General features: G+C 33.4%; 24 protein-coding genes and 1 tRNA gene. 7 read left to right on the top strand and 18 right to left on the bottom strand.

All coding sequences use genetic code 11. The features are described from left to right. Positions 1-107: 107 nt before the first annotated feature. From NAT51_RS01280 to NAT51_RS01255, 6 genes are all read right to left on the bottom strand, one after another. Entirely contained in the window at positions 108-686 is a 579-nt protein-coding gene (locus NAT51_RS01280; RefSeq protein ID WP_250594282.1) for an OmpH family outer membrane protein, read from the bottom strand. Positions 687-938: 252 nt separating this feature from the next. Next, positions 939-1,787: a class I SAM-dependent methyltransferase gene (locus NAT51_RS01275; RefSeq protein WP_250594280.1), complete on the bottom strand. Its 849-nt coding sequence runs from the start codon at positions 1,785-1,787 to the stop codon at positions 939-941. 25 nt (positions 1,788-1,812) lie between these two features. Further along, positions 1,813-2,163, bottom strand: coding sequence for an SH3 domain-containing protein (locus tag NAT51_RS01270; protein ID WP_250594277.1), 351 nt, complete (start codon positions 2,161-2,163; stop codon positions 1,813-1,815). Positions 2,164-2,235: 72 nt separating this feature from the next. Then, positions 2,236-4,107, bottom strand: a complete 1,872-nt coding sequence (mnmG, locus tag NAT51_RS01265) for a tRNA uridine-5-carboxymethylaminomethyl(34) synthesis enzyme MnmG (RefSeq protein WP_250594493.1) — start codon at positions 4,105-4,107, stop codon at positions 2,236-2,238. A 133-nt stretch (positions 4,108-4,240) separates the two neighbouring features. Next, positions 4,241-4,660, bottom strand: coding sequence for an rRNA maturation RNase YbeY (ybeY, locus tag NAT51_RS01260; protein ID WP_250594275.1), 420 nt, complete (start codon positions 4,658-4,660; stop codon positions 4,241-4,243). Beyond that, positions 4,647-7,994: a hypothetical protein gene (locus tag NAT51_RS01255; protein ID WP_250594273.1), complete on the bottom strand. Its 3,348-nt coding sequence runs from the start codon at positions 7,992-7,994 to the stop codon at positions 4,647-4,649. Before NAT51_RS01255 ends, ybeY begins: the two co-directional genes overlap by 14 nt. Positions 7,995-8,144: 150 nt before the next feature. On the opposite strand from NAT51_RS01255, the gene gltX reads away from it, so the two are divergent. Further along, positions 8,145-9,650: a glutamate--tRNA ligase gene (gene gltX / locus NAT51_RS01250; protein ID WP_250594271.1), complete on the top strand. Its 1,506-nt coding sequence runs from the start codon at positions 8,145-8,147 to the stop codon at positions 9,648-9,650. A 27-nt stretch (positions 9,651-9,677) separates the two neighbouring features. Here gltX and NAT51_RS01245 read toward each other — a convergent pair whose 3' ends face one another. Next, entirely contained in the window at positions 9,678-10,256 is a 579-nt protein-coding gene (locus NAT51_RS01245; RefSeq protein WP_250594269.1) for a hypothetical protein, read from the bottom strand. Between the two features lie 150 nt (positions 10,257-10,406). Continuing rightward, the gene (locus NAT51_RS01240; protein ID WP_250594267.1) at positions 10,407-11,063 is read right to left on the bottom strand and encodes a PorT family protein; all 657 of its coding nucleotides are present in this window, start codon (positions 11,061-11,063) and stop codon (positions 10,407-10,409) included. 106 nt (positions 11,064-11,169) lie between these two features. Between NAT51_RS01240 and NAT51_RS01235 the strand changes: the two genes are divergently transcribed. After that, positions 11,170-12,156: an SPFH domain-containing protein gene (locus NAT51_RS01235; protein ID WP_250594265.1), complete on the top strand. Its 987-nt coding sequence runs from the start codon at positions 11,170-11,172 to the stop codon at positions 12,154-12,156. Between the two features lie 296 nt (positions 12,157-12,452). On the opposite strand, the gene NAT51_RS01230 is transcribed toward NAT51_RS01235, so the two are convergent. The 3 genes from NAT51_RS01230 to NAT51_RS01220 form a co-directional block, all read right to left on the bottom strand. After that, positions 12,453-13,088 carry a hypothetical protein gene (locus NAT51_RS01230; protein WP_250594263.1) on the bottom strand — a complete coding sequence of 212 codons (636 nt, stop codon included), beginning with the start codon at positions 13,086-13,088 and terminating at the stop codon, positions 12,453-12,455. 16 nt (positions 13,089-13,104) lie between these two features. After that, on the bottom strand, positions 13,105-13,698 hold the full coding sequence (locus NAT51_RS01225; RefSeq protein ID WP_250594261.1) for a hypothetical protein: 594 nt from the start codon (positions 13,696-13,698) through the stop codon (positions 13,105-13,107). Positions 13,699-13,913: 215 nt separating this feature from the next. Beyond that, entirely contained in the window at positions 13,914-15,599 is a 1,686-nt protein-coding gene (locus tag NAT51_RS01220; protein ID WP_250594259.1) for a glutamine--tRNA ligase/YqeY domain fusion protein, read from the bottom strand. Positions 15,600-15,726: 127 nt separating this feature from the next. Here NAT51_RS01220 and folB point away from each other — a divergent pair, with 127 nt between their 5' ends. Then, the gene (gene folB / locus NAT51_RS01215) at positions 15,727-16,083 is read left to right on the top strand and encodes a dihydroneopterin aldolase (RefSeq protein WP_250594257.1); all 357 of its coding nucleotides are present in this window, start codon (positions 15,727-15,729) and stop codon (positions 16,081-16,083) included. 67 nt (positions 16,084-16,150) lie between these two features. After that, a tRNA-Cys gene (locus NAT51_RS01210) sits at positions 16,151-16,221 on the top strand. A 117-nt stretch (positions 16,222-16,338) separates the two neighbouring features. Here NAT51_RS01210 and NAT51_RS01205 read toward each other — a convergent pair. The 5 genes from NAT51_RS01205 to rnr all read right to left on the bottom strand — a co-directional run bounded on the left by NAT51_RS01205 (position 16,339) and on the right by rnr (position 21,601). Beyond that, on the bottom strand, positions 16,339-17,004 hold the full coding sequence (locus tag NAT51_RS01205; protein WP_250594255.1) for a GldM family protein: 666 nt from the start codon (positions 17,002-17,004) through the stop codon (positions 16,339-16,341). Positions 17,005-17,046: 42 nt separating this feature from the next. Continuing rightward, a complete protein-coding gene (locus tag NAT51_RS01200) occupies positions 17,047-17,736 on the bottom strand; it encodes a LysE family translocator (RefSeq protein WP_250594253.1) in 690 nt (229 codons plus the stop codon). A 77-nt stretch (positions 17,737-17,813) separates the two neighbouring features. Beyond that, positions 17,814-18,485, bottom strand: a complete 672-nt coding sequence (locus NAT51_RS01195) for a head GIN domain-containing protein (RefSeq protein WP_250594250.1) — start codon at positions 18,483-18,485, stop codon at positions 17,814-17,816. A gap of 228 nt (positions 18,486-18,713) precedes the next feature. Continuing rightward, a complete protein-coding gene (locus NAT51_RS01190) occupies positions 18,714-19,391 on the bottom strand; it encodes a head GIN domain-containing protein (protein WP_250594248.1) in 678 nt (225 codons plus the stop codon). Positions 19,392-19,420: 29 nt separating this feature from the next. Further along, a complete protein-coding gene (rnr, locus tag NAT51_RS01185; RefSeq protein WP_250594246.1) occupies positions 19,421-21,601 on the bottom strand; it encodes a ribonuclease R in 2,181 nt (726 codons plus the stop codon). 796 nt (positions 21,602-22,397) lie between these two features. Here rnr and rpiB point away from each other — a divergent pair. Together rpiB and NAT51_RS01175 are read left to right on the top strand one after the other, a co-directional pair. Then, positions 22,398-22,829: a ribose 5-phosphate isomerase B gene (gene rpiB / locus NAT51_RS01180; RefSeq protein WP_250594244.1), complete on the top strand. Its 432-nt coding sequence runs from the start codon at positions 22,398-22,400 to the stop codon at positions 22,827-22,829. Between the two features lie 72 nt (positions 22,830-22,901). Beyond that, positions 22,902-23,810, top strand: a complete 909-nt coding sequence (locus tag NAT51_RS01175; protein WP_250594242.1) for a cation diffusion facilitator family transporter — start codon at positions 22,902-22,904, stop codon at positions 23,808-23,810. Here the strand turns inward: NAT51_RS01175 and NAT51_RS01170 are convergent. Further along, positions 23,807-24,508 (bottom strand): trimeric intracellular cation channel family protein, encoded by a 702-nt coding sequence (locus tag NAT51_RS01170; RefSeq protein ID WP_250594240.1) that lies wholly within the window; start codon positions 24,506-24,508, stop codon positions 23,807-23,809. The two genes, NAT51_RS01175 and NAT51_RS01170, sit on opposite strands and share 4 nt — an antisense overlap. Positions 24,509-24,514: 6 nt before the next feature. Here NAT51_RS01170 and NAT51_RS01165 point away from each other — a divergent pair, with 6 nt between their 5' ends. Beyond that, a complete protein-coding gene (locus NAT51_RS01165) occupies positions 24,515-25,558 on the top strand; it encodes a hypothetical protein (RefSeq protein ID WP_250594238.1) in 1,044 nt (347 codons plus the stop codon). Here the strand turns inward: NAT51_RS01165 and NAT51_RS01160 are convergent. Then, positions 25,555-25,815, bottom strand: a complete 261-nt coding sequence (locus NAT51_RS01160; protein WP_250594236.1) for a DUF1294 domain-containing protein — start codon at positions 25,813-25,815, stop codon at positions 25,555-25,557. The two genes, NAT51_RS01165 and NAT51_RS01160, sit on opposite strands and share 4 nt — an antisense overlap. Positions 25,816-25,854: the final 39 nt, after the last annotated feature.

The following is a 25,854-nucleotide window of genomic DNA, read 5'->3' as shown; positions in this document are numbered from 1 at the left end:
TGAAAATAAAGTGATAAATAGATTATACAGGAGTATATTGTTCCACGTGAAAACAAAAAAAAGCCTTCAAACAAAATTTGAAGGCAATATCTTAAAAGAGAAGTAAATTACTTCTTAACTTCTTCTTTCTTTTCATCCTTTTTAACTTCAGATTTATCTTTAGAAGCGTAACGGTCGTTTAACAATTTAATCACTTCTTTAGTGATATCGTATGAATCCTTAGCGTATAATACTGTTGCGGCGTCTCCAGTTCCGAAAACATAATCATAACCTTTTTGCTTACCGTAATTTTTGATAAATTCTCTCACATCTTTTACAACAGAATCTCTTTGTGTTCCACCTTCCATTTGTAATTCCTGTGCTATAGATTGTTCAGCATAAGCCAATTGCTGTGCACGTTGTTGCAAACTAGCATATTCTCTTTGCGCCCATTCTTGACCTTTAGCCATGGCATTTCGTTGAAGATTTTCTTTTGCAGCTTCAAGTTTTTTAGCTTCAATTTGCAGTTCGCGCCCTTTTACCTGTCCTTTAGTTTTGAATTTTTCTTCTAATTCTTTGATTTCAGTATATTCTTCCATCAATTTCACAGTGTCAATGTATGCTGTTTTAAACTCTTTCGCTTCCGGTGCTTTGTCACATGCTACGACAGAAAACAAAATAGCTGCTAATACTACAATTTTTTTCATTTTATAAATTTCAGTTAATTTTTAAATTTTGGTAAAAATACTATTTTTTTATAATCTATATTTCTTTCTCTGATTTTTTGAAAAAAAGAGAGAAATATCAACTATAAATTTTATTTATACAATTCTCATTCCTATTGAAAATCTCAATAAAAACAAGCTTTCACAGACTTAATTACAGCTAAAAACAAAAACACGGAATGTGTTTCTGTGTTTAACATCTAAAAATCGCTTAAAATCGCTTTAAAATGCGTTTTAAGAGTTTTTAATGATGTAAATGTGGGATGAATACTCTTTTGTATTACGCGCTTTTAAATTCGAACGTAATCCAATCCAAAAAGCTTTAAAAAAATTCATTTTCCCGGTTTTGTATTTCTCGGACAAAAGTGAAACATAAAAACTGTCAAAAATCATTGGAAGCGTTTTTACCAATTTCATATTTTCATTTTCAGCCAACTTCGAAATGCCCAATTTGGAAAAATGCCATAAATGTCTCGGTACATCATAAGCTGCCCAAAATTCTTTATAATAAGTTGCATCGTATGACTTATAATTCGGTACAGCGATAATTATCGTACCATCTGGCTTTAATAATCGTTTTAATTCTTTGATTTGGTGTACAACATCCGGCACATGCTCCATAACGTGCCACATCGTAATCACGTCAAATTGCTGTTTTTCAATACTTTCAATTGACTTTTCGAAGCCTATACCCTTAGAAATAGCAAGATTTTTTGCATTTTTGTTGGGTTCTATACCAGTTGTTTTCCAACCTTGAACTTTAGCAGTAACCAAAAAATCACCTGTACCGGCTCCAATATCCAATAAACTACCTTTTGCAGGATAAAATGAAGTAATCAATCCAACTTTTCTCTTTAACGAATAGGATTTAACAATATGATATAGCTTTTCAAAAAAGGAACGTTTAGAATCTGTGTGCGAAATATAATCATCGCTTTCGTAATACTTTCCTAAATTTTGCAATTTGGGTTGTGGGTGTGTTTTTAATAATTGTAAATCTTCATCCAGTAATAATTCGAAATGTTCACCCGAAACCGAATGATCCTTAACTTTGATGTAAACGTTTTGATTTGAAAAATTCATTATATGTATTAATACTTTTATAAAATTAATTTGATAGGTCAACACATTCTGAAGGAAACCATCCTTCCTTATTAGTCTGACAGCTTTTGACCCAAAGCCAACCATTGAGAGATTCGATAAGAATAACTATGTCATTTACAATAACAGTTAATTCTTGTGCAGAATAATCTTTTTTTATAATACCTGATTTTCGGTCAAAAGAAAACTCAACAATCTGCATTGGAATCCATCCTGAATTATTCTTGATTTCTGCCCAAACCCAACCTTTCCAATTTTCTTCTGTTTCTTCGTTTCCCAAAACAACTTTATCACCAACATTCAAAATTATTGGGTTCAAATATTGCTCCTGATACGATTGAATAACTTTTAATTTCATTTTTAGAGTTCCACGTGAAACATTTAAAAGCAAATACGGATCACAAAATTTACACTTGTGTCCGCATTACATTTATCTACCCATAAAAACTAACAATACTGAAATATCGTTAGGTGAAACTCCGCTTATGCGTGATGCCTGTGAAATTGTCACAGGACGGATTTTCTTTAATTTTTCTCTGGCTTCATAAGAAAGAGATTTTAAAACATCATAATCAAAATTATCCGGAATACGGATATTTTCAAGACGATGTAACTTTTCTGCATTGGTACGTTCCTTTTCAATATATCCCGAATACTTCACCTGAATTTCAGCTTGTTCTAAAATTTCAGAATCTAAATCATTTTCTGTAGCATACTCATTAACCTTTTCAAATTTCAACATATCATCCATATCAATTTGAGGTCTTGAGAAAATTTTAAACATTTTATCACCTTGCGAAATAAGCGAACTTTCTTTTGCTTCTAAAACCGGATTTGCTTCACCAATCGAAATAGAAGTTTCCTTGAAGAAAGAAACCATTTTATCGGCTTCATTGAATTTATATTCCATACGGCGCATACGGTCCTCAGAAGCTAAACCAATTTTATGTGACATTGGTGTTAATCTAAAATCGGCATTATCCTGACGTAACAAAGTTCTATACTCTGCACGTGAGGTAAACATACGGTAAGGTTCTTCTGTACCTTTTGTAATAAGATCATCAATTAAAACACCAATATAAGCTTCGTCACGTTTTAGAGTAAATTCTTCACGTTCCTGAGATTTTAGAGCGGCATTAATTCCAGCAATCAAACCTTGAGAAGCTGCTTCTTCATAACCGGTAGTTCCATTAATTTGACCGGCAAAATATAAACCTTCAACCAATTTAGTTTCTAGTGTATGTTTTAATTGAGTAGGAGGGAAGTAGTCATATTCGATAGCATAACCTGCGCGGAAGAATTTTACATTTTCAAAACCTTCCACTGAACGCAACGCCTTAAACTGAACATCTTCCGGTAGCGAAGTAGAAAATCCGTTTACATAAACTTCAACCGTATTCCAACCTTCCGGTTCGACAAAAAGTTGGTGACGGTCTTTATCAGCAAATCGATTGATTTTATCTTCAATCGATGGGCAGTATCTTGGCCCTAGTGATTTTATTCTTCCATTAAACATAGGAGAACGCTCAAAACCTTCGCGCAATAAATCATGCACTAAAGGGGAAGTATACGTCATATGACAATCCCTTTGAACAGTCAAAGGGCGGCTAAGATTTGAATATGAAAATTTAGAAGGGTTTTCATCACCTGGTTCAACACGCATTTTTGAATAATCCAAAGAGCGACCATCGACACGGGGAGGAGTTCCGGTTTTCATTCTTCCTGCTTGAAAACCCAGATTAACCAAATCTTCAGTAATTCCATAAGAAGCACTCTCTCCAGCTCGACCTCCACCAAATTGTTTATCACCAATATGAATTAAACCGTTCAAAAAAGTACCATTGGTAAGCACTATTGTCTTCGCATAAATACTCAATCCAAGTGCTGTTTTAATACCAATAACCTTTCCAGCTTCTGCAATAATTCCCGATGCCATTTCTTGATAAAAATCTAGGTTAGGGGTTTGCTCAAGCATTAAGCGCCATTCTTCAGAGAAACGCATACGGTCACTTTGTACACGCGGAGACCACATAGCGGGACCTTTTGACTTGTTCAGCATTTTGAACTGAATCGCAGTTCTGTCAGACACAATGCCAGAATAACCACCAAGAGCATCAATCTCACGAACAATTTGTCCTTTTGCGATTCCACCCATAGCAGGGTTACAAGACATTTGCGCAATGTTCTGCAAACTCATTGTAACCAATAATGTTTTACTTCCTAAATTTGCAGCAGCAGCAGCAGCTTCACAACCGGCGTGACCTGCACCAACCACAATTACATCATACTTATCTAAAAACATTTTTATTGTTTTAATTGTTTCACGTGAAACAAAATCATTATAAATTAAAACTAAAATTTGTTTCACGTGAAACAAATTTTAAAAAACGCAATTGGATTGTTTCACATGAAACAATCCAATTGCTTGCGCGATGTTAATGTTTCACGTGAAACATTTGTATTTTTTCATCTTCCTTAGAACGCATTAATGTAGCATCCGCCTCTGATTTATCCTTGTATCCACAGTAATGTAAAACACCGTGAATAACAACTCTCTTCAATTCCTCTTCAAAATCAATATTCAGATCTGTAGCGTTGTCAGCAACTCTTTCAATGGAAATAAATATATCTCCACTAATTACATTTCCTTCAGTATAATCGAAACTAATAATATCAGTTAAATCATCATGTTTTAAATACTGTTGATTAATATCTAAAAGGTATTCATCGTTACAAAAGATATATGTTAGCTCTCCTAATTCTTTCCCTTCGGAACTAATAACCTCTTCAATCCATTGGGTAAAACTAGATTCGCTTGACAACAAAAAATCCGTTTCGTAATTATAATCTATCATTTTCTTTAAAGTATTCCTGAACGCGTTTATTGAATTGCGAGCGCAAAGGTAATGTTTGTCTGTTTAAAATTTCAATACTCTTTAAATAATCTTGCAGCTTAGCCGGTAGGGCAGGAGCAGAATTATGAAAATCGTTTTTATTAGTTGTAGCTTCCCGCTTATTATCCTGATCCTGTTCTTGTATAGCTTGTTCTAATTTAAGTAAATCATACTTTAAGTTTAAAGCCTTTTGAATAACATCTTGGGTAAAACCTTTATTAACCAATTGCTTTTCAATTTGCTTCATTTTATCTAAAGTAGATTGGCCAGTGCCATTTAAACCATGCTTTTTTAATTCCTTTTCCAAAGCATCTCTTAATTGACGCTGTTCTTTTAACACATCCAATATCATTTGTGCATCTCCTTCACCGTCTTGCCCATCTTGACCATTATTACCGGGTTGAGCACCTTGATTTCCTTTTTGACCTCCTTCTTTACCACCAGGTTTGTCGCCAGGTTTGGATCCCGGTTTCATTCCTGGTTTATCTCCACCATCTTTTTGTCCTTCCTGCATCTTCTTCCCGAGACCTTCCTGCTTCTTCATAATATCTGGAAGTTGCAAACCACCGCCTTGCCCTTGACCCGGTTTAGGCGTTCCTTGTCCTGAACCAGACATAGACATTTGCATATTATTCAATGCATCTGCCAAAAGGTTTGCTAAAGTATTAGCACTAGTCAATGAATATTGTTGACTGGCAGTACCACGTCCCAACTGGTTTTCTGAAAAATAATCAATACTTTTATCTATATTATAATACACATTCCCGATTTCATTTGTAATCTTTTCACCAATTTTTGGATTACGCAAAGACATAGCAAATAAGCTGTCATCAACATGTTTAAACTGTAATTTCAAATCTTGCTGTTCTTTTAAATATTTCGAAAATGAAGAAGAATTACCTCTTGAGGATTTAAAATTATTCATCAGTTTCTCCTGTGAAAAAGAAAACTCTAAGAGGTTATCCAGAATTTGACGTAACATTTTTACATCTTCCTGCATCTGTTCCTGTTCGCCACCTTGCATTTGCATTTCCATTCCTTGGCCCATTTGTTGCATTTTTTTGGCTGCACTCTTTTGTTTTGGGGAAGCTTTAGAAGGTGCTTTTTTACTTAACTCTTCAGAAGCCTTTTGCAAATCACTATCAATACTCTGCTCCTTTTCTTTGTCTTGAGGAATATCAAGAGGTTTCTTTAATTCTTTGTTTTCTTTTTGTAACTCGTCTAATTCCTTTTGAATTTTGTTGAAATCTTCATTAATTTCATTTTGTTTTTCTTCAGTATTCTTATCATTGGCATCAGATAGTTTTTCTTGCTTTTCGGCTAATGCATCCAACTTTTCAGCAATTTGTTCAGCCTTTTTCTCAACGTAATACCGCTTAGTCAATTCAACCAATTGCTCAAGACTCTTGGTTTGATTCTTACTTTTTTGCTGGAATTTTTCAATCTTATCAAACAAATCTTCCTGTTCAAGTTTATTGTTTAATTCCTTCAATTCATCTAAAAGTTTTTGATTCTTTTCAGCATCTTTGTCCACTTTCTCCAACCTTTCTTTCAATAATTCTTTATTCGGATCTTTCTCATCAGGATTAAATTTTTCAAGATTCTCTTTCATTTTTTCGGAAAAATTCTGCATCAATTCCTCTTGCTTTTTCTGACGTTTAATAAAATCATTAATCTTTTGCTGTTCCTTGTAATCAAATTCTTTGTTCTCTTTTCCTGAATTTTGAAGCTTTTCAAGTTCATCCATTTGCTTGTCCTGAGCCTTTAAAGATTTTTCTAACCCTTTAATACTATGGTTTTGGTTTTCCAAATACTGTTGTTGTTTTTCAGATTCTGTAGATTCACGATGGGAGAAAACTGAAGACTTACTACTTTTAAAATTATGTATTACATCGTTATCAAAAACCTCAAAATAATATTCGTAATCTACACCTTCTTCTATAGGTAAATTACTTGGGAATGCAAAAACAAATTGATCATAGGCATCATGCTTCACATTAATGTTTCCTCTCTTGAAAGCTTTCAGATTATCCTTTGGATAATAAACAACTGATAAACGGGATAAACCGTAATCATCTGAAACCTGACCTAAAAGATAGTTCTTCGCAACTTTTAAACTATCCGGAGCAGCCTCAATTCTAATACTTGGGTACTGATCCTTGATAACATTGATCGAATAACCCAGCTTTTCGTAGTTTTTAACAGCAGAATTAGAAGTAACTATTTGGTATTCTGTATTTTGAAACATATTTTTTGATAATCGGAAAGCATTTATCTCTTTAACAAAGGAAAACAGCTTATTACCTTCAATTAAACTCACATAATCTGTTGCAATCGTATTCATTTTCCAGGTGATATGGGTTCCTTCCGGAACGATAGCATTACCGGTTCCTTTAATTACTTCTGATTTTTTATTTAAATAATTCGGATAGTTGACGAGCATTTCAAAATGTGCAATTGAAGGAACGGTTGTCACTTTAAGATTGTATACTTCTGAAACAACTTCATTTGCTTCTATATGAAAAGTAATATCGTTAACAGGCTTTTCGAAAACATATTGAAATTCTCCCGGTCGAAGACTTTCCATAAAATAACTTTCATCATTAATAAAAATTAAAGCTTTATCCGGTACAAGATTTCCATTAGTTTTAACAATCAATGTATAATCTTTATTCTGCTCTGTAACTAAATTCCTGTTGATTACAAAATGAAAAGGAGCTGGAGGCAGGTATTGCTTTTGATAATTAACCACGCGGGAAATTCCATCTGTGAGATATTCCTTCCGACCTGATAATAAAAGAAAAGCAATAATTAAAATTGGAAGTATGGCTAATGGCACATACTTTTTGTTAGTTTTGAAATCAATTGCATTAGAAAACGGAATCGGTTGCAACGAATTTGCTTTTTGATCAATAGAAGCAAGTAGCAATTCAGATTGGTTTGGATCGTTAACCAATTGAAGAAAATTAATTAATTTATCATTAACCGAATTGAAATGTTTACCAATAATTTTCGAAGCTTCAGTATAATCAATTCCTTTTTGAAGTTTAAAAAGTTTTAAAACCGGGAAAATAATAAATCTTCCCAAAAGAAATCCTTCAACAAGAATGAACATCCAAAACAAGATTATACGCCAGTTCGAATTCAGCCATAAAAAATACTCTATAAAACTGGTAGCAATAAAGTACAATAGTCCCAATCCCATAAAGAAAATTGTTCCACGAAGTAGCTCATTCGTGTAAAATTTCTTAATGAATTCTTCTAATTTTAAGAATATGATTTCCTGCTTGTTCACAACTTCATTCGTTTATTAATAACCTATAAAATTATGAAATTTCCCGGTACAAAAATGGAATTTATGCTCACGTTAAGAAATCCATTCTAATTATCAAACAAAGAGGAGAATTTTAAGAATAATGTATCTTTGTAAACAAATTATAAACAAATGTCAAAGCCAGTTAGAGTGCGTTTTGCACCAAGTCCAACAGGACCATTACATATAGGTGGTGTAAGAACCGCTTTATTTAATTATTTATTTGCCAAAAAACATAATGGCGTTTTCTATTTACGTGTTGAAGATACAGATCAAACCCGTTTTGTTCCTGGAGCTGAAGCCTATATTATGGAAGCTTTAGAATGGTTAGGTATTGCACCGGATGAAACTGTTGGAAAAAATGAAAAGTTTGGACCATACCGCCAAAGCGATCGTAAAGAATTATACAAACAATATGCAGACCAATTAATAGAATCGGGTTGGGCCTACTATGCCTTTGATACTGCTGAAAAGCTAGATAGTCTGCGTAAAACTGCTGAACTGGAAGGAAAAACATTTATATACAATCATTCAGTTCGTGAAACTTTAGACAATTCATTGACTGTTTCACGTGAAGAAGTTGAAAAAAGAATTGCTAATGGAGAAACATTTGTAGTTCGTTTTAAAACACCAATCAATGAAATTTTAAACTTAAACGATATCATCAGAGGTGAAGTAAAATTTGATACAAACCTGTTAGATGATAAAGTATTATTCAAAAGTGACGGAATGCCAACCTACCATTTAGCGAACATTGTGGATGATCATTTAATGGAAACATCTCATGTAATACGTGGAGAAGAATGGTTACCATCAATGCCATTACACGTCTTATTATATAAGGCATTTGGATGGGATGCACCTGAATTTGCACACTTACCTTTGATTTTAAAACCGGTAGGTAATGGTAAATTATCCAAACGTGACGGGGATAAAATGGGCTTCCCAGTATTTCCGTTAGAGTGGAAAACTAATGAAACAACTTCTATGGGTTATAGAGAAAACGGCTTTTTCCCGGAAGCTGTCGTTAATTTCTTGGCATTACTTGGTTGGAATGACGGTACCGAACAGGAAATATTTACATTAGAAGAATTAGTACAGAAATTCGATTTAAACCGTGTGAACAAATCGGGAGCCAAATTTGATCCGGAGAAAAACAAATGGTTTAACCGTCAGTATCTGATGAAAAAAAATGATGAGGAATTAGCAAATAACTTCATCAAAATTTTGAAAGATAATCGAATTGATTATTCAAATCTAAATGTAGCAAAGATTGTTGGTGCCGTAAAAAAAGATGCTTATTTCGTTTCTGATTTAACAGAATTATCAAATTACTTTTTCCAGGAACCTACAACATATGATGAAAAAGCAGCAAAAAACTGGAAAGAAGATACTCCTGACTTGATGAAACAACTGATAACTGTTTTAGAAGGTATCACAGATTTCACTTCTGTAACCATTGAAAACACTGTAAAAGAGTGGCTGACAGCAAATGAAATTGGAATGGGGAAGGTGATGCAACCGTTCCGTTTGAGCTTAGTAGGAGCTTTAAAAGGACCGCATTTATTTGATATTGTTGAAATACTTGGAAAAGTAGAAAGTATCAAAAGAATTGAAAAAGCAATAGCTACTTTATAAAAATAAAACCCGGTTGAAACCGGGTTTTTATTTACAATTATAGTAAATAGGTGTTTTAAAAAACAATAAAACCCTATTGTGATTTAAATCTGATGAGTATTGATCATATACTTCCAGACGCTGAAGCATTTCGGTACATTCGGAAAAGTAATACCGTATTTTTAAGAAAATCTCAGAACGCTGTGTAATGCTTTTTTTACTGGTACCATTATCGAAAGCATGGAAGTCTAAAACTTTATTGTTGTTATCAACAATATAAAAGGTATATTTAATCAGACTAGATTCCTCTTCCTGATACGATCTGAAAACTAACTTTTTAGAGGTGGTTTCTGAAAGTACAAAATAACCTTCAACAGTTGAAGATCCTTCAAATTTAAAGGTTTGGAATTTATTGATTCCTACGGTAACCCAATCAAAATCTTTGAATAAAATAGTAACTTCTTTGCTGTTACCTTCGGTTTGATAGGTAATTTTATGTTCATTATAATCAACACGGAAGGTATTGGGCTTTATCATAGCCTTAGTACCATTTTTTAAGAGAATCTCATCTTCGGCGAATGCCAGAAAAGTAGTAAAAGAAAATAAAATAAGTAATAAATGTTTCATGGTAAGTTAATTTGATTGCGATTCAAAGCTACTTCCACATTGTTAATTCTACCTTATTTTAAAACTATTAATGAATTATGAAACCATTAACAATTCGGGGGTTTGTAAATTAAATTAAAAGAAAAACTCCCGATAACGGGAGTTGATTTACTATAAGTTAAATAATATCTGTCCAGATATCATCCCGATGTGACCTCGAAAGTCATGATTATTGTTTTTAATTTTTAAATCATCAAACCTGTTGAGATTGTTCATGATATTATTCAAACCATACTGATAAAAGACAACAGCTCTCACACGTTTACCTCCAGCGCTTGCCCCAATATATAAATTACCGTTAATTTTAGTTATATCAATAATGTCATTCGCTAATAAAGCGGTTCCTTTGATAATATTATTCTTATTACTACTGTCAATTTTCAGCTTGCCATTCACTTGTAAAACTGGCCCAAAATCAATGGAAAGATGATTCTTTACTAAGTTAGCACTCAACAATAACCTAATCTGAGCACCCGATAATTTATATTTTACATCTTCATTTTGCAATAAAGCATTTATGGTCTCTACTGAAAAATTACTTTCTGTAAACTGCATACCAAAAATCATACTCCAGTCATTGTAGTAATTACCTCTGACTGAAAAACCTCCAATCCAACCATTTTCAGGTTTAACATTAAAATCTGAAGTATAAAGGGTTGTGTTTGTAATACCTCCTGAAATTCCTATTCGGTTACCATCTCTTCTTCCATATTGAGAAAAACCTAAAGAGTAATTCAAAACTAAGATTATCAATACTATACGTTTCATTATTTTTATTTTTTCGCGAAAGTAAACATTATAATTGGAAATAAGTTTGTAACATTTAAAATTATTTAGCGTATAACTCATATAACAAACTAATCTTTTAAAAACTATGGGACCTTTTACAATTGCCATTTTCTTATTTGGCTTTATTATTTTCATGTCTTCCTTTTTTACCGTGAAACAACAAACATCTGCGGTAATTGAACGTTTTGGAAAATTCCAAAGTATCAGAAACTCCGGATTACAGTTTAAAATTCCAATAATAGACAGAATTGCGGGTAAGGTTAATCTCCGTATCCAACAATTAGATGTAATTATTGAAACACAAACTAAAGATAACGTTTTCGTAAAAATGAAAGTTTCTGTTCAATTCAAAGTGATCCAGGAACATGTTTATGAAGCATTTTATAAACTGGAATATCCTCATGACCAGATTACTGCCTATGTATTTGATGTAGTCCGTGCCGAAGTTCCAAAACTAATTCTGGATGATGTTTTCGTTCGTAAAGATGATATCGCGATTGCCGTTAAACGAGAATTGAATGAAGCGATGATGGCTTATGGCTATGATATCATCAATACACTTGTTACTGATATTGATCCGGATATCCAGGTAAAAAACGCTATGAACCGAATCAATGCAGCAGAAAGAGAAAAAACTGCTGCCATGTATGAATCTGAAGCACAAAGAATTAGGATTGTAGCTAAAGCAAAAGCTGAAGCTGAAAGTAAAAAATTACAAGGACAAGGTATTGCCGATCAGCGCCGGGAAATTGCCAAAGGATTAGTAGAAAGTGTTGAAGTATTGAATAATGTTGGAATTAATTCACAAGAAGCCTCAGCACTGATTGTCATCACACAACATTATGATACTTTACAAGCAATTGGTGCTGATACAAATTCAAATTTAATTTTATTACCGAATTCACCACAGGCAGCAACTGATATGTTGAATACAATGGTGGCAAGTTTTGCAGCTTCAAATCAAATTGGTGAGTCAATGAAAAATAAAACGAAAAAAATAAAAAAACCAAATGATAATACTTCGACTGATTTTAATCCGTCGGATACATCAAATCCGACAGAAGAAATATAAATTTTTTAAAAGAGTTCACATGTTGAACTCTTTTTTTTTAGAGTCAATCAAAGTATTCTGAAAAAGGCAATTTTTTACTGAATTTTAGATTAAAATTAAAATAAAGCGATTTAAAAGACTTTCATTATATAAAACAACGAAACACCTTTGCCATTTTTTTTTACTTGTTAAAAACAAAATATGAAAGTCAATTTTAATAAGAAAAATCTATTATTTTAAAATAACAATCATAAATACAAATAATAGAAAAATCCGCTCGAAAGCGGATTTAACATCGATAAAAATAATAAAACAAATTATCGAACTAACTTGCCTCTTTTTAGTTCTTCACCAAATTTGGTTTGAAACTCTCTTGCATCAATTTGAAGTTTTCGGGTCATTTCAGAAATGCTAATTCCTTCTCTTAAATTTCCACCTTTATAACTTGTGTAACATTTATCTTCAAAAATATATAAAGAAGCTTCAATATTTGGAACACGGATAAATTTCAATCCTCTGTAATTTGCTCTTCTAATTTCTGCAGGCAATTGATTAAGCTCAGTTTTATACTGTTGGTTAACAAGTTCAACTGCTTTGGTTCCTTTACTGTCAGAAACAACGCTTATAGTTGTAATAACTTGATTATCAATTGAAAATGGCACAATAAATTTTTGATCACTACCGGAAATTGAATTGATATTCCCGCTATTATCATTCAGTAATCTTTCAAAATTGGTATAAAAAGATTCTATTGGATTGGTAATTTGTGAGGCTTCAACTTCTCTGGCAGAAACACCGAAATTAAACTCTTTATTCTCGGATAAAATTTTAGCCAAATCAGATTTACCTTTGATGGCTGCTTCTCTGATTCCATTATTTGCAGTTGTTTGTGCAAAAATACACGTTGAAAATACTGCTAATAAAACTGTTATAATTGATTTTAAATTTTTCATAATCGTATTTTTAAAGTTACTTTTTCATGATATTATACCATGTATTCCAATGCGTACTTGCTCCAGCCGGATTAACATATTCATCATAAGTTATCATACGTTCTTCACCTACACATGGTGACCATGGATCGTTAAGAACCACATAATTAGTACCATTAACAGTTACATAACCTTTTACAGCAACAACGTGACCAACAACACCATCTTCACCATAAGCAAATCCTAAAATATCTTTACTGCAATAAATACTCTTTTTCAATTGGTCCCAACTCAAAGCAGTTCCTGATTCAGAAAACTTAAGTCCACAGTAGTCTAATTCAAGCCAACCTGGTGAATTACAATCATTTGTCTTACGGCAAGTGTTATCTGTTGGTTCGTCATTACAGCAGTTTGTTTTACCTAAACGGTGATTTGCCAACTCACATTGTGTTTTGAAAATTCCTTCATTTTGGGCAATCATCTGAGTGGTTGCCGCCCAGCACCAATTATCGGTTTCCTGTGGGCGAAGTGTGTTATTAACACTTCCGATAATACCGGGTTTACAACAACTTTGTGTTAAAAATAATAACCCGGTAATCATACCTAGAATAATAATTTTTTGTGTTTTCATAATTAGTTTGTGTTTATTCTTACTCTTCTTAGGCTCTCATTTGTAAGCCATTAACAAGACAAAATTAAATTTCAAACCAGTCATATATAGTAGGATATAGCCTGATTTTCAGAAGGAAATTGAATGAAAAGTGGTAAGTGTTTTTCCTTGAATAAAACAAAAAAGCCTCCAGTTATTAACACTGGAGGCTTAATATTATTCGTAAATAATAGTAGTTATTCTTTACTTTCAACCTTGGCCCAAGTATCTCTTAAACCAACAGTTTTATTGAAAACCAGTTTATTAGCGGAAGAATCCCTGTCAACACAGAAATAACCCAAACGTTGGAACTGGAATCTGTCTAATTCATTAGATGTAAGTAAACTAGGTTCAACATAACCGGTAATCACTTTTAAAGAGTCAGGATTAATGAATTCTTTAAAATCTATTTCCTTATTACCATCCGGGCTTTCATGTGAAAATAATCGGTCATAAATACGGATTTCAGCTGGCACAGCATGTTGTGTGGAAACCCAGTGAATTGTTCCTTTAACCTTACGTTTACTGGCTTCAGAACCACTTCCTGAACGCGAATCCGGATCGTAAGTTGCATGAATTTCGGTAATGTTCCCATCAGCATCTTTTACTACAGATTCACCTTTAATGATGTAAGCATTTTTCAAACGAACTTCAGTACCCAAAGTCAATCGGAAGAATTTCTTATCTGCTTCTTCCTTAAAGTCTTCTCTTTCAATATAAATTTCTTTTGAAAAAGGCACTTTTCTGAATGTTAATACTTCTTCTTCAGGATTATTTTCAGCTTCCAACCATTCTTCCTGACCTTCCGGATAATTGGTAATTACCAGTTTAATTGGATCCAAAACTGCCATCACACGTGGTGCAGTTTTATTCAAATCTTCACGTACACAGAATTCCAATAATGAAACGTCAATTAAATTCGTACGTTTTGCAATACCGATTGTATCAGCAAAATTACGGATCGAAGTAGGAGTATAGCCACGTCTTCTCATACCGGAAATAGTACTCATACGGGGATCATCCCAACCTGTAACATGCTTTTCTTCAACTAATTGTAATAATTTACGTTTCGAAACTACTGTATGTGATAAATTTCTTCTGGCAAATTCACGTTGTTTCGGACGTACTTTTGAAGTATCAAAAATATTATCCAAAAACCAATCGTATAATTCCCTGTGGGGAAGGAATTCTAATGTACAGAATGAATGTGAGATTTGTTCTAAATAGTCACTTTCACCATGTGCCCAGTCATACATCGGGTAAATACACCAGTCATCACCGGTTCTGTGGTGATGTTTGTGTAAAATACGGTACATAATCGGGTCACGCATCAACATATTTGATGATGCCATGTCAATTTTAGCACGTAAAATATGCGTTCCTTCTTCAAATTCTCCATTTTTCATGCGTTCAAAAAGATTTAAATTCTCTTCAACTGAACGATCTCTATATGGACTATTCGTACCGGCTTGGGTAGGAGTTCCTTTTTGCTTTGCCATTTCTTCTGAAGACTGGCTGTCAACATAGGCTTTTCCATTCTTAATCAATAAAATAGCCCAATCATATAATTGTTGGAAATAATCAGAGGCATAACATTCTTCCGCCCATTTGAAACCAAGCCATTCCACATCACGTTTGATTGCATCAACATATTCCTGTTCTTCTTTTGCAGGATTCGTATCGTCAAAACGTAAATTTACAGGTGCCTGATAATCAACTCCTAAACCAAAGTTTAAACAGATTGCACTCGCATGACCAATATGCAAATATCCGTTAGGTTCAGGTGGAAAACGGAAACGTAATTTAGCAGAAGACAAACCATTTTTTAAATCTTCTTCAATGATTTGCTCTATAAAATTCAATGATTTTTCTTTTGTAGACATTGTATTCTTTAACTTTTTAACAAAGATAAAAAAAGTTTAAGGTTTACCCCTAAATAATTCGTGGTTTAGGTTTTAAAGTTGTTGAAAAACGACTGAACTTTGTAACTTTGATCTTTAAATTGAAATAATGGGAATCATCAGATTAAAAAATATCCGTACTTTTTCGTACCATGGCTGTTTAGTAGAAGAAAGCAAAATAGGCAGTGATTACAGAGTTGATTTAGAAATACATGCTAATTTAGCTCATTCAGCATCAAGTGATAAACTGACAGATACGGTTGATTATGTACATTTGAACAAAATTGTGGTAGAAGAAATGGCAATCCGTTCCGAACTTCTGGAGCATGTAGCCCAACGTATTAACAACAGAACCCTGAAAGAATTGGAGATGGTAACACAGGTTACGGTTGAAGTTTCTAAAATTAATCCTCCAATTGGTGGTGATGTACAGGAAGTTACCATTATATTGGAAGCAAAACGCTAAAAGTCCTTTAAAATTAGTATTTCCGATTTGTAATTTGGATTTTTTATTTATATTTGCAATCCACAATGGCGTCGTGGCCGAGCGGCTAGGCACCGGTCTGCAAAACCGTCTACCCCGGTTCGAATCCGGGCGATGCCTCAAAAAAGAGTTACATTTCTGTAACTCTTTTTTTATGCAAAATTTTTAGAAAATAGCAATAAAAAAAAAGCAACAAAATGCTGCTATTTTTATAAATTACTGATTTTAAGCTAATTTTTACACTTTCTTAATCTTAATGACCGGTGTTTTGGCTACTGATAAATTCAAATCGGAAGTAAACGTAATTTTGTGGATAATAATCAGATTAGCTTTATCATTTTTGATGATTTCATCATAAACATCCTTTGGAATTTTATTACCGGTGATATCGAAGCTTGCTAAAGTATCTCCGTTCGTATTCGTTAAATACAATCTGAAACCGGTTACAGCTATCGTATGATCCAAAAAGAAATCAATGAATTTTATAGAAACTTCTGCATTTAACAATTCAGCTCCGGGAATTTCAACAATACAATCCGTGTTAAGACAACCTTTTTGATTTACCAGCAATGCAGCTGTAGGCAGAGGCTTCACTCTGAAAATATGCTCTTCAACGACTTTAGTACTATCTGATGTCTCAATATCCAAAGAGATTTTAGCTTCATTTCCGGATCTTGGCTTAATAATATAGTTTCCATTCTCACCTTTGGAAATATCCTGACCTTTTATTTTAAATGATTTTGCGTTGTTTACAGCAATCGAAACCGGATTAGGTAAACCTCTGTAAAGAATATTCATTTTATCGGCAGAAATAACCGAAATTTTAGGTTTAACAACTACAACCGAATCCTGTTGTGCATAACCGGATAATGACATTAAAAATAAAATAACTATTTTCTTCATAGATTTATAAATTAAAAAAAGAGCAACGTAATGTTGCTCTCATTATTCTTTTAACTGTTCAATTTTCTTTTCAATCATTTCTTTTTCGTTAGGAAAAAATCCCTGTGCGATTAAAAAGATTCCGAAAATCATTAAAATAACACTTATAATTCTTTTTATTTTATGAATGTTATAAGGTGTTAAACGTGATTTTAATTGTTTGGCAACCAGAATTTTAACTACATCAACCATGATATACGAAACGATAATGGTTGTGATAAAAGTAATGATCCGGCTGGTTTCCATATTAAGTTTAGGAGCAAAAACGATGATAACTCCCATCCAGAAAGCCAGTACACCAATGTTGATAAAGTTTAGAAAGAAACCTTTGAAAAATAATCCTAAATAATTCTTTTTGTTGATATCATCGGCAACATCGTCCATTTCTTCTTTTTGCTTTCTTTCATAACTTCTTTTTTCATTTATATATGAAATCATTCCGTAACCGAACATCAGCATTCCCCCGAAAATAAAGAGTTTCGGGTTATCTTTTAACTTTTCAAGAATTTGGTTGGTACTGAAATAAGCAATTAAAACAAAAACCAAATCTGCAAAAACAACACCGGCATCCAATATCATCGAAGCCCGGAAACCCTTAGTGATACTGGTTTCTATTAACACGAAGAAAACAGGTCCGATGGTAAATGCTAGTAAAAATCCCCAGGGAATTGCAGAAAGTATATCGTTAATCATTGATTATTTTTAAAGATAGGGCAAGATAATCCTATATTCTCAAAAAATCTAATTTTTAATCCAATCAATTTTACTTTCTATTTTAAGATAATATCTCCTCCCAGAATCATTTGTTTGTTAACCTTTTTTGGATTTCCATGAATAAAAATACTACCACCTGCACGCACTTTTGCGTCAACCAATTGTGATGCATTAACATAAATTTCGCCGCCGGCATTTGCATTAACATTGGCTGCTTTAACCTCACAGCTTTTAGCAAAAACCTGGGAAGCATTATTGGCAACAACATCAAGGTTTTCGGTACTTCCCAGTAAATCTAATTTTGAACCCTGTGAAATTCTGGCATTGATATTATTACACTTCAGATTCAGTTTAATTTTTGAACCTTCCTTGCCGATAATTTCAAAACTGGGTGCAGTAATTACACCACTGGCTCCAATACTATTGCCCTCATTGGCTTCCACCGAAGTCAACTTTACGAAATACACTTTGGCTAAAATATCATTTCCAACTTTTTCCTGTTGCAACGGATATTTGATTTTCAGCTCGTTATTTTCAGTTGTCAACTCAACTTTATCAGCATCAAATCCTGATATTTCAACTTTATTTTCAGTAGATGGAATTAAAAAAACAGTAATTTGGTTGTAGGCGGTCACTTTGGTAAAATCTCCAACACTCTTGGAAATCTGACTGAAGACCAAAGAATTAAAACCAAATAAAAACAGTATAAAAAGTAGATTATTTTTCATTTTAAGCTATTTTAAAAATTAGTAAAATGATGAAAATAAAAAGTATAAAACCTTTTAAACCATTAAGTTATAATTTATAATAGTAGAAACAGCAAAAAATCGATAAAGTGTATAAATACTATGCAAGATGAAAAAAACCGGTTATTAATGCTTCCCGAAGAAAGATTTAATAACCGGTTTATATTTTGTAGTTAAACTAATTTATGAAACTACAAACTAAGAATTATCTTAGTCTTTTTTCACAATAATATTACCTCCCAGGACAGTTTTTTGATTGACTTGTTTTGGGTTTCCGTGGATGATGATAGTTCCTCCTGCACGTGCTTTAGCATCAACTAATTCATGTGCTGTAATGTAAATTTCACCACCTGCATTTACGGTAACGGTAGCTTGCTCTGCATCACACTTTATGGCTTCAAGAACACCACCCGCAGTAGCAACTGCATCGATATTTTGAGTGTTACCTGCCAGTTCAACATTAGCACCGCTGGATATTTTAACTGCAATTTTAGAAGCATTTACCGGAACTTTAATTTTCCCGCCTTCTTTTGCAATAATATCAAACAAACTGGCTTTTAGGGTTTCATCGCTTTTAATATAACTGCCTTCATTTGCTTCCAAAGCATCCAACTGTTTAAAATAAACAGTAGCCACCACTTCGTCTCCTTTAAGCATTTTACCGAGAGGCATACGTACTTTTAATTCTCCGTCTTTGTTGACTAATTCAACCTGTTCTGAATTAGTTCCGGATAATTCAATTTTATTGACATTGGAAGGAACTAAATGAACTTCAATTTTATCAAAAGCGGTTAATTTAGTAAAACTTCCTAATTCTCTTTTCGTTTGCGAATATCCTGATATTGACAAAGCCGTTATAAGAGATAAAGCTAAAAACTTGATTTTCATACTCATTTATTTAATTGATGATTTAAAAATTACTCGTTTCTTCTGATGAAATGATAATCCAATTGCTTTTTAACCAAATCGGCATTTTTCACTTTTACAATTATCTCATCACCCAACTGTAGTAAACTCTTGGTCATTTCTCCAACCAAAGCATACTGTTTTTCATCAAACGTATAATAATCATCTTTTATTTCACGGATGCGAATCATTCCTTCACATTTGTTTTCAATGATTTCCACATAAATTCCCCATTCGGTAACACCCGAAATCACACCTAAAAACTCCTGGTCTTGATGATCCTGCATGTATTTTACCTGCATATACTTAATCGAATCACGTTCGGCATTTGAAGCTAATCCTTCCATATTTGAGGTATGTACACATTTTTCTTCATACACTTCTTCATCAACACTTTTTCCACCATCCAGATAATACTGTAACAAACGGTGTACCATAACGTCAGGATAACGTCGGATAGGAGAAGTAAAGTGGGAATAATAATCAAAAGCCAATCCGTAATGACCAATGTTATCCGTAGAATATTTCGCTTTACTCATGCTCCGGATGGCAAGGGTATCAACCATATTCTGTTCTTTCTTCCCTACAACACCAACCAATAAATCATTCAAAGATTTAGAAATAGCCTGCTTACTTTTGAAATTGATACTGTAACCGAATTTAGAAATCACTCCCTGTAAATTCATCAGTTTATTTTCATCAGGTTCATCGTGAATACGGTAAACAAAAGTTTTCTGTTGTTTACCAATGAATTCGGCTACTTTACGGTTGGCCAAAAGCATGAATTCCTCAATTAAATGATTCGCATCTTTGGCAATTTTAAAATAAACACCAACCGGTTCGGCAGCTTCATTCAAATTGAATTTCACTTCCACTTTATCAAAAGAAATAGCACCGTTATTCAAACGGTTTCTTCTGAATATTTTAGCCAGTTCATCCAGTTTCAAAGTAGCATTTACTATGGATTCATCAACCGTATATTCTTTTCCCGTAATTGATATTTCCTCAGGAATTTTATTCGATCTTGTTTCAATGATATGCTGGGCTTCTTCATAAGCAAAACGCTGATCCGAATAAATAACAGTTCTTCCAAACCATTGATTGGTAACCTGTGCTTTTTCATTGATTTCAAATACGGCTGAAAACGTATATTTTTCTTCATGCGGACGCAACGAACAGGCAAAATTGGATAAAACTTCGGGTAACATTGGAACCACACGGTCAACCAAATATACTGAAGTTGCTCTTTGAAAAGCTTCATCATCTAAAGCAGTTCCTTCCTGAACATAGTGTGAAACATCGGCAATATGAATACCAATCTCATAATGACCGTTCTCTAACTTTTTAAAAGACAAAGCATCATCAAAATCTTTAGCATCCTTCGGATCAATGGTAAACGTAAGCGTATCACGCATGTCACGTCTTTTGGCTATCTCACTTTCCTGGATTGAAGTATCTAATTTTTTTGCATAGTCTTCCACTTCAACAGGAAAATCATACGGTAATCCGTATTCTGCTAAAATGGCGTGGATTTCGGTATCGTGTTCGCCTGGTCTTCCCAATACTTTGATTACTGAACCAAAAGGTGAATCGGCTTTTTTTGGCCAATCTTCAATTTTTGCCAGTACAACATCTCCATCTTTTGCTTCGCCTATTTTATCTCTCGGAATAAAAATATCAGTATACATTTTAGCATTTGCTGTAGTCACAAAAGCAAAATTCTTCTGGATATCAATAACACCAACGAATTCGGTTTTCTTTCTGTCTAAAACTTCAATGACTTCAGCTTCAGGACGTTTTCCTTTTCTTCGGTTGTACACATAGACTTTTACAGTGTCTCCGTCTAAAGCATGATTCAGGTTATTCGTCGGTATAAAAACATCTTCCTCAAACTCTTCACTCACAAAATAAGCCGTTTTACGGGATGTCATATCGATCACACCTTCATAGTAATCCTGACTTTGCGCCTTGATCAGGAATTTTCCGGGTTCAATTTCAATAATTTTTTTCTTTGAAGCGAGGATTTTTAAATCCTTAATTATTTCATTTCTGCTTTTTGTATCGTCTACTTCCAGTTTAGCAGCAATCTGCTTGCAGTTAAAAGGTTTATTCGGGTCTTTCGAAAGAATCTTCAAAATCTTTCCTGAAAAATCCTTTACACCTTTACTAAACTTCTTAGGTTTCTTACTCATTATCTCATTTCTATTAATATTCCTGAAAATTACGAAAAGATTTTAGAATGGAGTCAGCACTAATCCGATTTAAGAAATTAATAACTTCTTTACTTTTAAAAATAAATTTTGTTTTTCAACTCAAATGAGTTTTCAACAACAATTAAAAACAACAAAAAATCTTTTTTAAAAAAAATTAATTTATGATGGTTATTATAGCGTGTTAATAATAGGAATAACTTTTGCCAGATTTCTTTTTTTGTAAAGTTATGCGGAGTTATACAACGATATTAACATACTTTTTAAAGGTTAAAGTATTGTAAATGAATTGTAAGAATATGGTTATTAACAATTGTTAACTATAGAATTTAGGATTCTTTTTTTGAAAACTTCAATTGTGAATAACTGTTGAAAACTGCTTTTTTTTGTTGAATAATTTCAGAACAAATTCCTGAAACTTTTCTTGATTTTTTAAAACCAATTTTGGATTACGATTTTTTTCGATACATCCTAAAAAAAGTTCTGATTTTCTTTCCAAAGTTGTTAACAATTCCTGTTAAAATATAAACCCTTTAAAATAAGGGGTTTGTAAGAATTAATTAACAGACTTAAAAAGTTGTCAAAAAAAGAAATAATTAATCACTGATAATCAGTTGATTATAAAAAAATATTGTATTTTATATATTCATAGTTTTTAACATTTTTAAAGTAACGCATTCATTTTTAGGTTTATATCTTTTTAAATGCAGGCTTCTTTAATTTGAAAGAAGCTATTTTGTATTTTTGTAACCAATTAACAACACACAATACTTATACTATGATAATTTCTATAGGGAATGACCACGCCGGTCCCGATTACAAAAATGCAATTGTTAAATACTTGGAAGCAAACGGACACACAGTGATCAACCACGGAACTGATTTGTTTGAAAGTGTAGATTATCCTGATTTCGGACATCCGGTGGCCTATGATGTGGAAGCCAAAAAAGCCGACTTCGGTATTGTAATCTGTGGAAGCGGTAACGGTATTGCCATGACGGCTAACAAACACCAGGATATCCGTTGTGCTTTATGTTGGACAGTTGAAATTGCCGAATTGGCCCGCCAGCATAATGATGCTAATATCATCAGTATACCAGCCCGTTATACTTCTATCCAACAGGCTGTGGAAATGGTTGAAGTATTCCTTATCACACAATTTGAAGGAGGAAGACATGCCAACCGAGTAAATAAAATTGCCTGTAAATAAAAATATAGAAAGACTCCATAAAAGGAGTCTTTTTTGTTACCCAAATTAAGTTATCACTATACTAATTTTACAATGTCCCATAATCACGTCCATATTCATAAACATGAGGTAGAAGGGAAGAACCTGGTTTTTTCCATTATCCTGAATTTGTTAATAACTGCAGCACAGGTTGTGGGTGGATTGGTTTCAGGGAGTTTAGCTTTGATTTCGGATGCTTTGCATAATTTTTCAGATGTAATATCATTGGTTTTCAGCTATGTTGCGCATAAATTATCCCGACGTAAAGCTTCGATTAACAATACTTTTGGGTATAAACGTGCCGAATTAATTGCTGCTTTCGTTAATGCTTTTACACTTATTTTAGTAGCAGTTTTTCTAGGTTACGAGGCGGTTGGACGCTTCTTTAATCCGCAACCCATCAAATCGGGATTGGTAATCTGGTTGGCATTGTTAGGAATTGTTGCTAATGGTGTTTCGGTTCTTTTGTTGAAAAAAGACGCTGATCATAACCTGAATATGAAATCGGCTTATTTGCATTTGTTAACTGATATGATGGCTTCGGTTGCTGTCTTGGTTGGTGGTTTACTGATGAAATTCTTTGGATGGTTTTGGGTAGACAGTGTATTGACATTGTTAATATCTATTTATTTGATTTATGTGGGGTATGATTTACTGATCAGTTCTACAAAAATGTTGATGTTATTTACTCCGGAAGAAATTGATATCAAAGAAATTGTTCGGGAAGTGCACAAAATAAAAGGTGTTGGAAAATTGCACCATATCCATGTCTGGCACTTAAATGAAGAAGAATTGCATTTGGAAGCGCATTTGGATTGTTCCGAAGATATAAAAATGAGTGAGTTCAATGATTTACTTCACCAAGTTGAAATAGTGTTGTTTGATAAATTCGGAATCAATCATATTAATATCCAGCCTGAATTTAAAAAAGAAGACCCAAAAGATTTTATCGTGCAGGATTAAATTCTCGGCAACTGGAGTTTTTTACGGATGGCAAAAATCCGGATGGAAGCAATAATTAAAATTCCAATCAGCATACTTATTTCTGATTGAAAATCATACTTCAGCATTAACAAATACAAACTTCCGCCAATTAAACAGGCTGTGGCATACAATTCACCTGGTTTTAAAATACTGGGTACTTTATTACATAAAACATCGGCTAATAATCCTCCAAAAGTTGCTGTGATGATGCCCATTACCAAAGCATAACCACTCGAAATACCGGAACGCAAAGCCACCTGGATACCCACTATGGTAAACAAACCAATACCGAAAGCATCTACCAAAAAAATAAGTTTTTTGATGATATTGGTATTCATTTTAAAGAAAAAGGCCACAACCGTTGAAGCGAGTACAATGAAAATTGCGATATTATCATTAACCCAGTTCACAGGTCTGATTCCAATCAGTAAATCCCTGATGGTTCCGCCACCATAAGCAGTTACAAACGCTAATACCGAAGCTCCAAATATATCAAAGCGTTTCGTACGGGCTTTTAAAACACCGGTTACGGCAAAAACAAAAACACCGGTATAAGTTATGATTTGTAAAGCATCCATGGAGTCAAATATTGATACAAAAGTAATGCGTATTTCTTTTGATGAACCTAAAATAATTGAAGTAACTTTACTTTTCACAAATTTATTGAAAACTGTCATTTATTTATGAACGAAGAAGCGCCATTGTTTAAAAAGCAATATTATCCAATAACCGAAAATTTGTTTCAATATCTTGAAAAATACAAAAGAGTAACAAAAACGAATGTATTTTACGATGATCTATTGCGTTTTCAGGGTTCGGTAATAGTATATGACCAAAAGGGAGAAGATACCTTATGGCTTCGCGTTTTTTACAATGAGTTTGACCAGAAGGAAATCGATTTAAGTCTGAAGAAAATTTACACTTTACTGCATTCCGATGGTGATGAGCGTGTTTTAAACCATCTGACAGTCGATTATATTGACTATTGTGCTTTTGGGAATTCTAAACCCTTCCGGGTAAAAGTCCGAAACATTTTGAATGACAATTACACGCATTTTTACATAAAAAAAGCCGACGCTTCGCGGATTTTCGGATTAGAACTGGAACATATCTTATCACCTAACAGGATTAACTTCTTAGTGTATGAAAAAACATTAATTGAAGAACACATTATAGGAATTCCAGGTGACGTTTTTCTGAAACATCATCTGCAAAAATGTACTGAAGCCGAAAAATCACAGATTGCCAAGGAGTTTGTAAAATTCAACGAACGTTGCATGATTGGTTTACTGGGCGATATGCGTTCGTACAATTTTGTGGTGATTCCGATTTATGATTATGACCACATTGTGTATAAAATCAGGGCGATTGATTTTGACCAACAATGTTACGAAGGGAGCTTCAAACTATATAAACCGCATTTATTCAAGGAGAATTTCCAGTTCACACAATTGGTAAAAGAAAAGCTGGAACCGGATTCAATCGATCAATATCAAAACGAAGAACGTTCGTTATTGGTGAAACGCTTGGCCGATTCGGAAGAAAGGCTAAATGATTTGCTGCAAGTAATGAAATCGATGAAATTATCGCCGGCTATTCACATGGAACAACTCCGTAAAGAAACCTATGAATTCACGAAGGATATAAACTTTAAAAATGCAAAATCAATGGGCGAAATCATGGAAGCTGCTTTGCAGTTTATGAAGCGGAATTACAAGTCGCACTAAAAGCGCATGAAATAGAAAAGCAGAATCTGACACACAAAAATAAATCCGAAACGAAATAAAAATGAAGGTTTTGATGTTTTGTGCTTAAATACGAACATTCCCAGCAAACCACCAATGGCGCCACCGATAATGCAAAAAGCCAATAAATCTTTTTCGGGTATTCTCCGTTTATTTTTTACGGCCAGAAATTTATCGGCACCAAAAACACCAAGTGTCAAGAGATTAATGCAAAGAATATAAAGTAATATGATTTTCATTTCTTAAAATTGCACCAAAGATACTATTTTAGCATCCTT

This window comes from Flavobacterium amniphilum, assembly GCF_023634845.1.
Taxonomy (GTDB): Bacteria; Bacteroidota; Bacteroidia; order Flavobacteriales; family Flavobacteriaceae; genus Flavobacterium; species Flavobacterium amniphilum.
The sequence above is the reverse complement of the archived record's forward strand: the minus strand, read 5'-3'. Positions and strand labels throughout refer to the sequence as shown.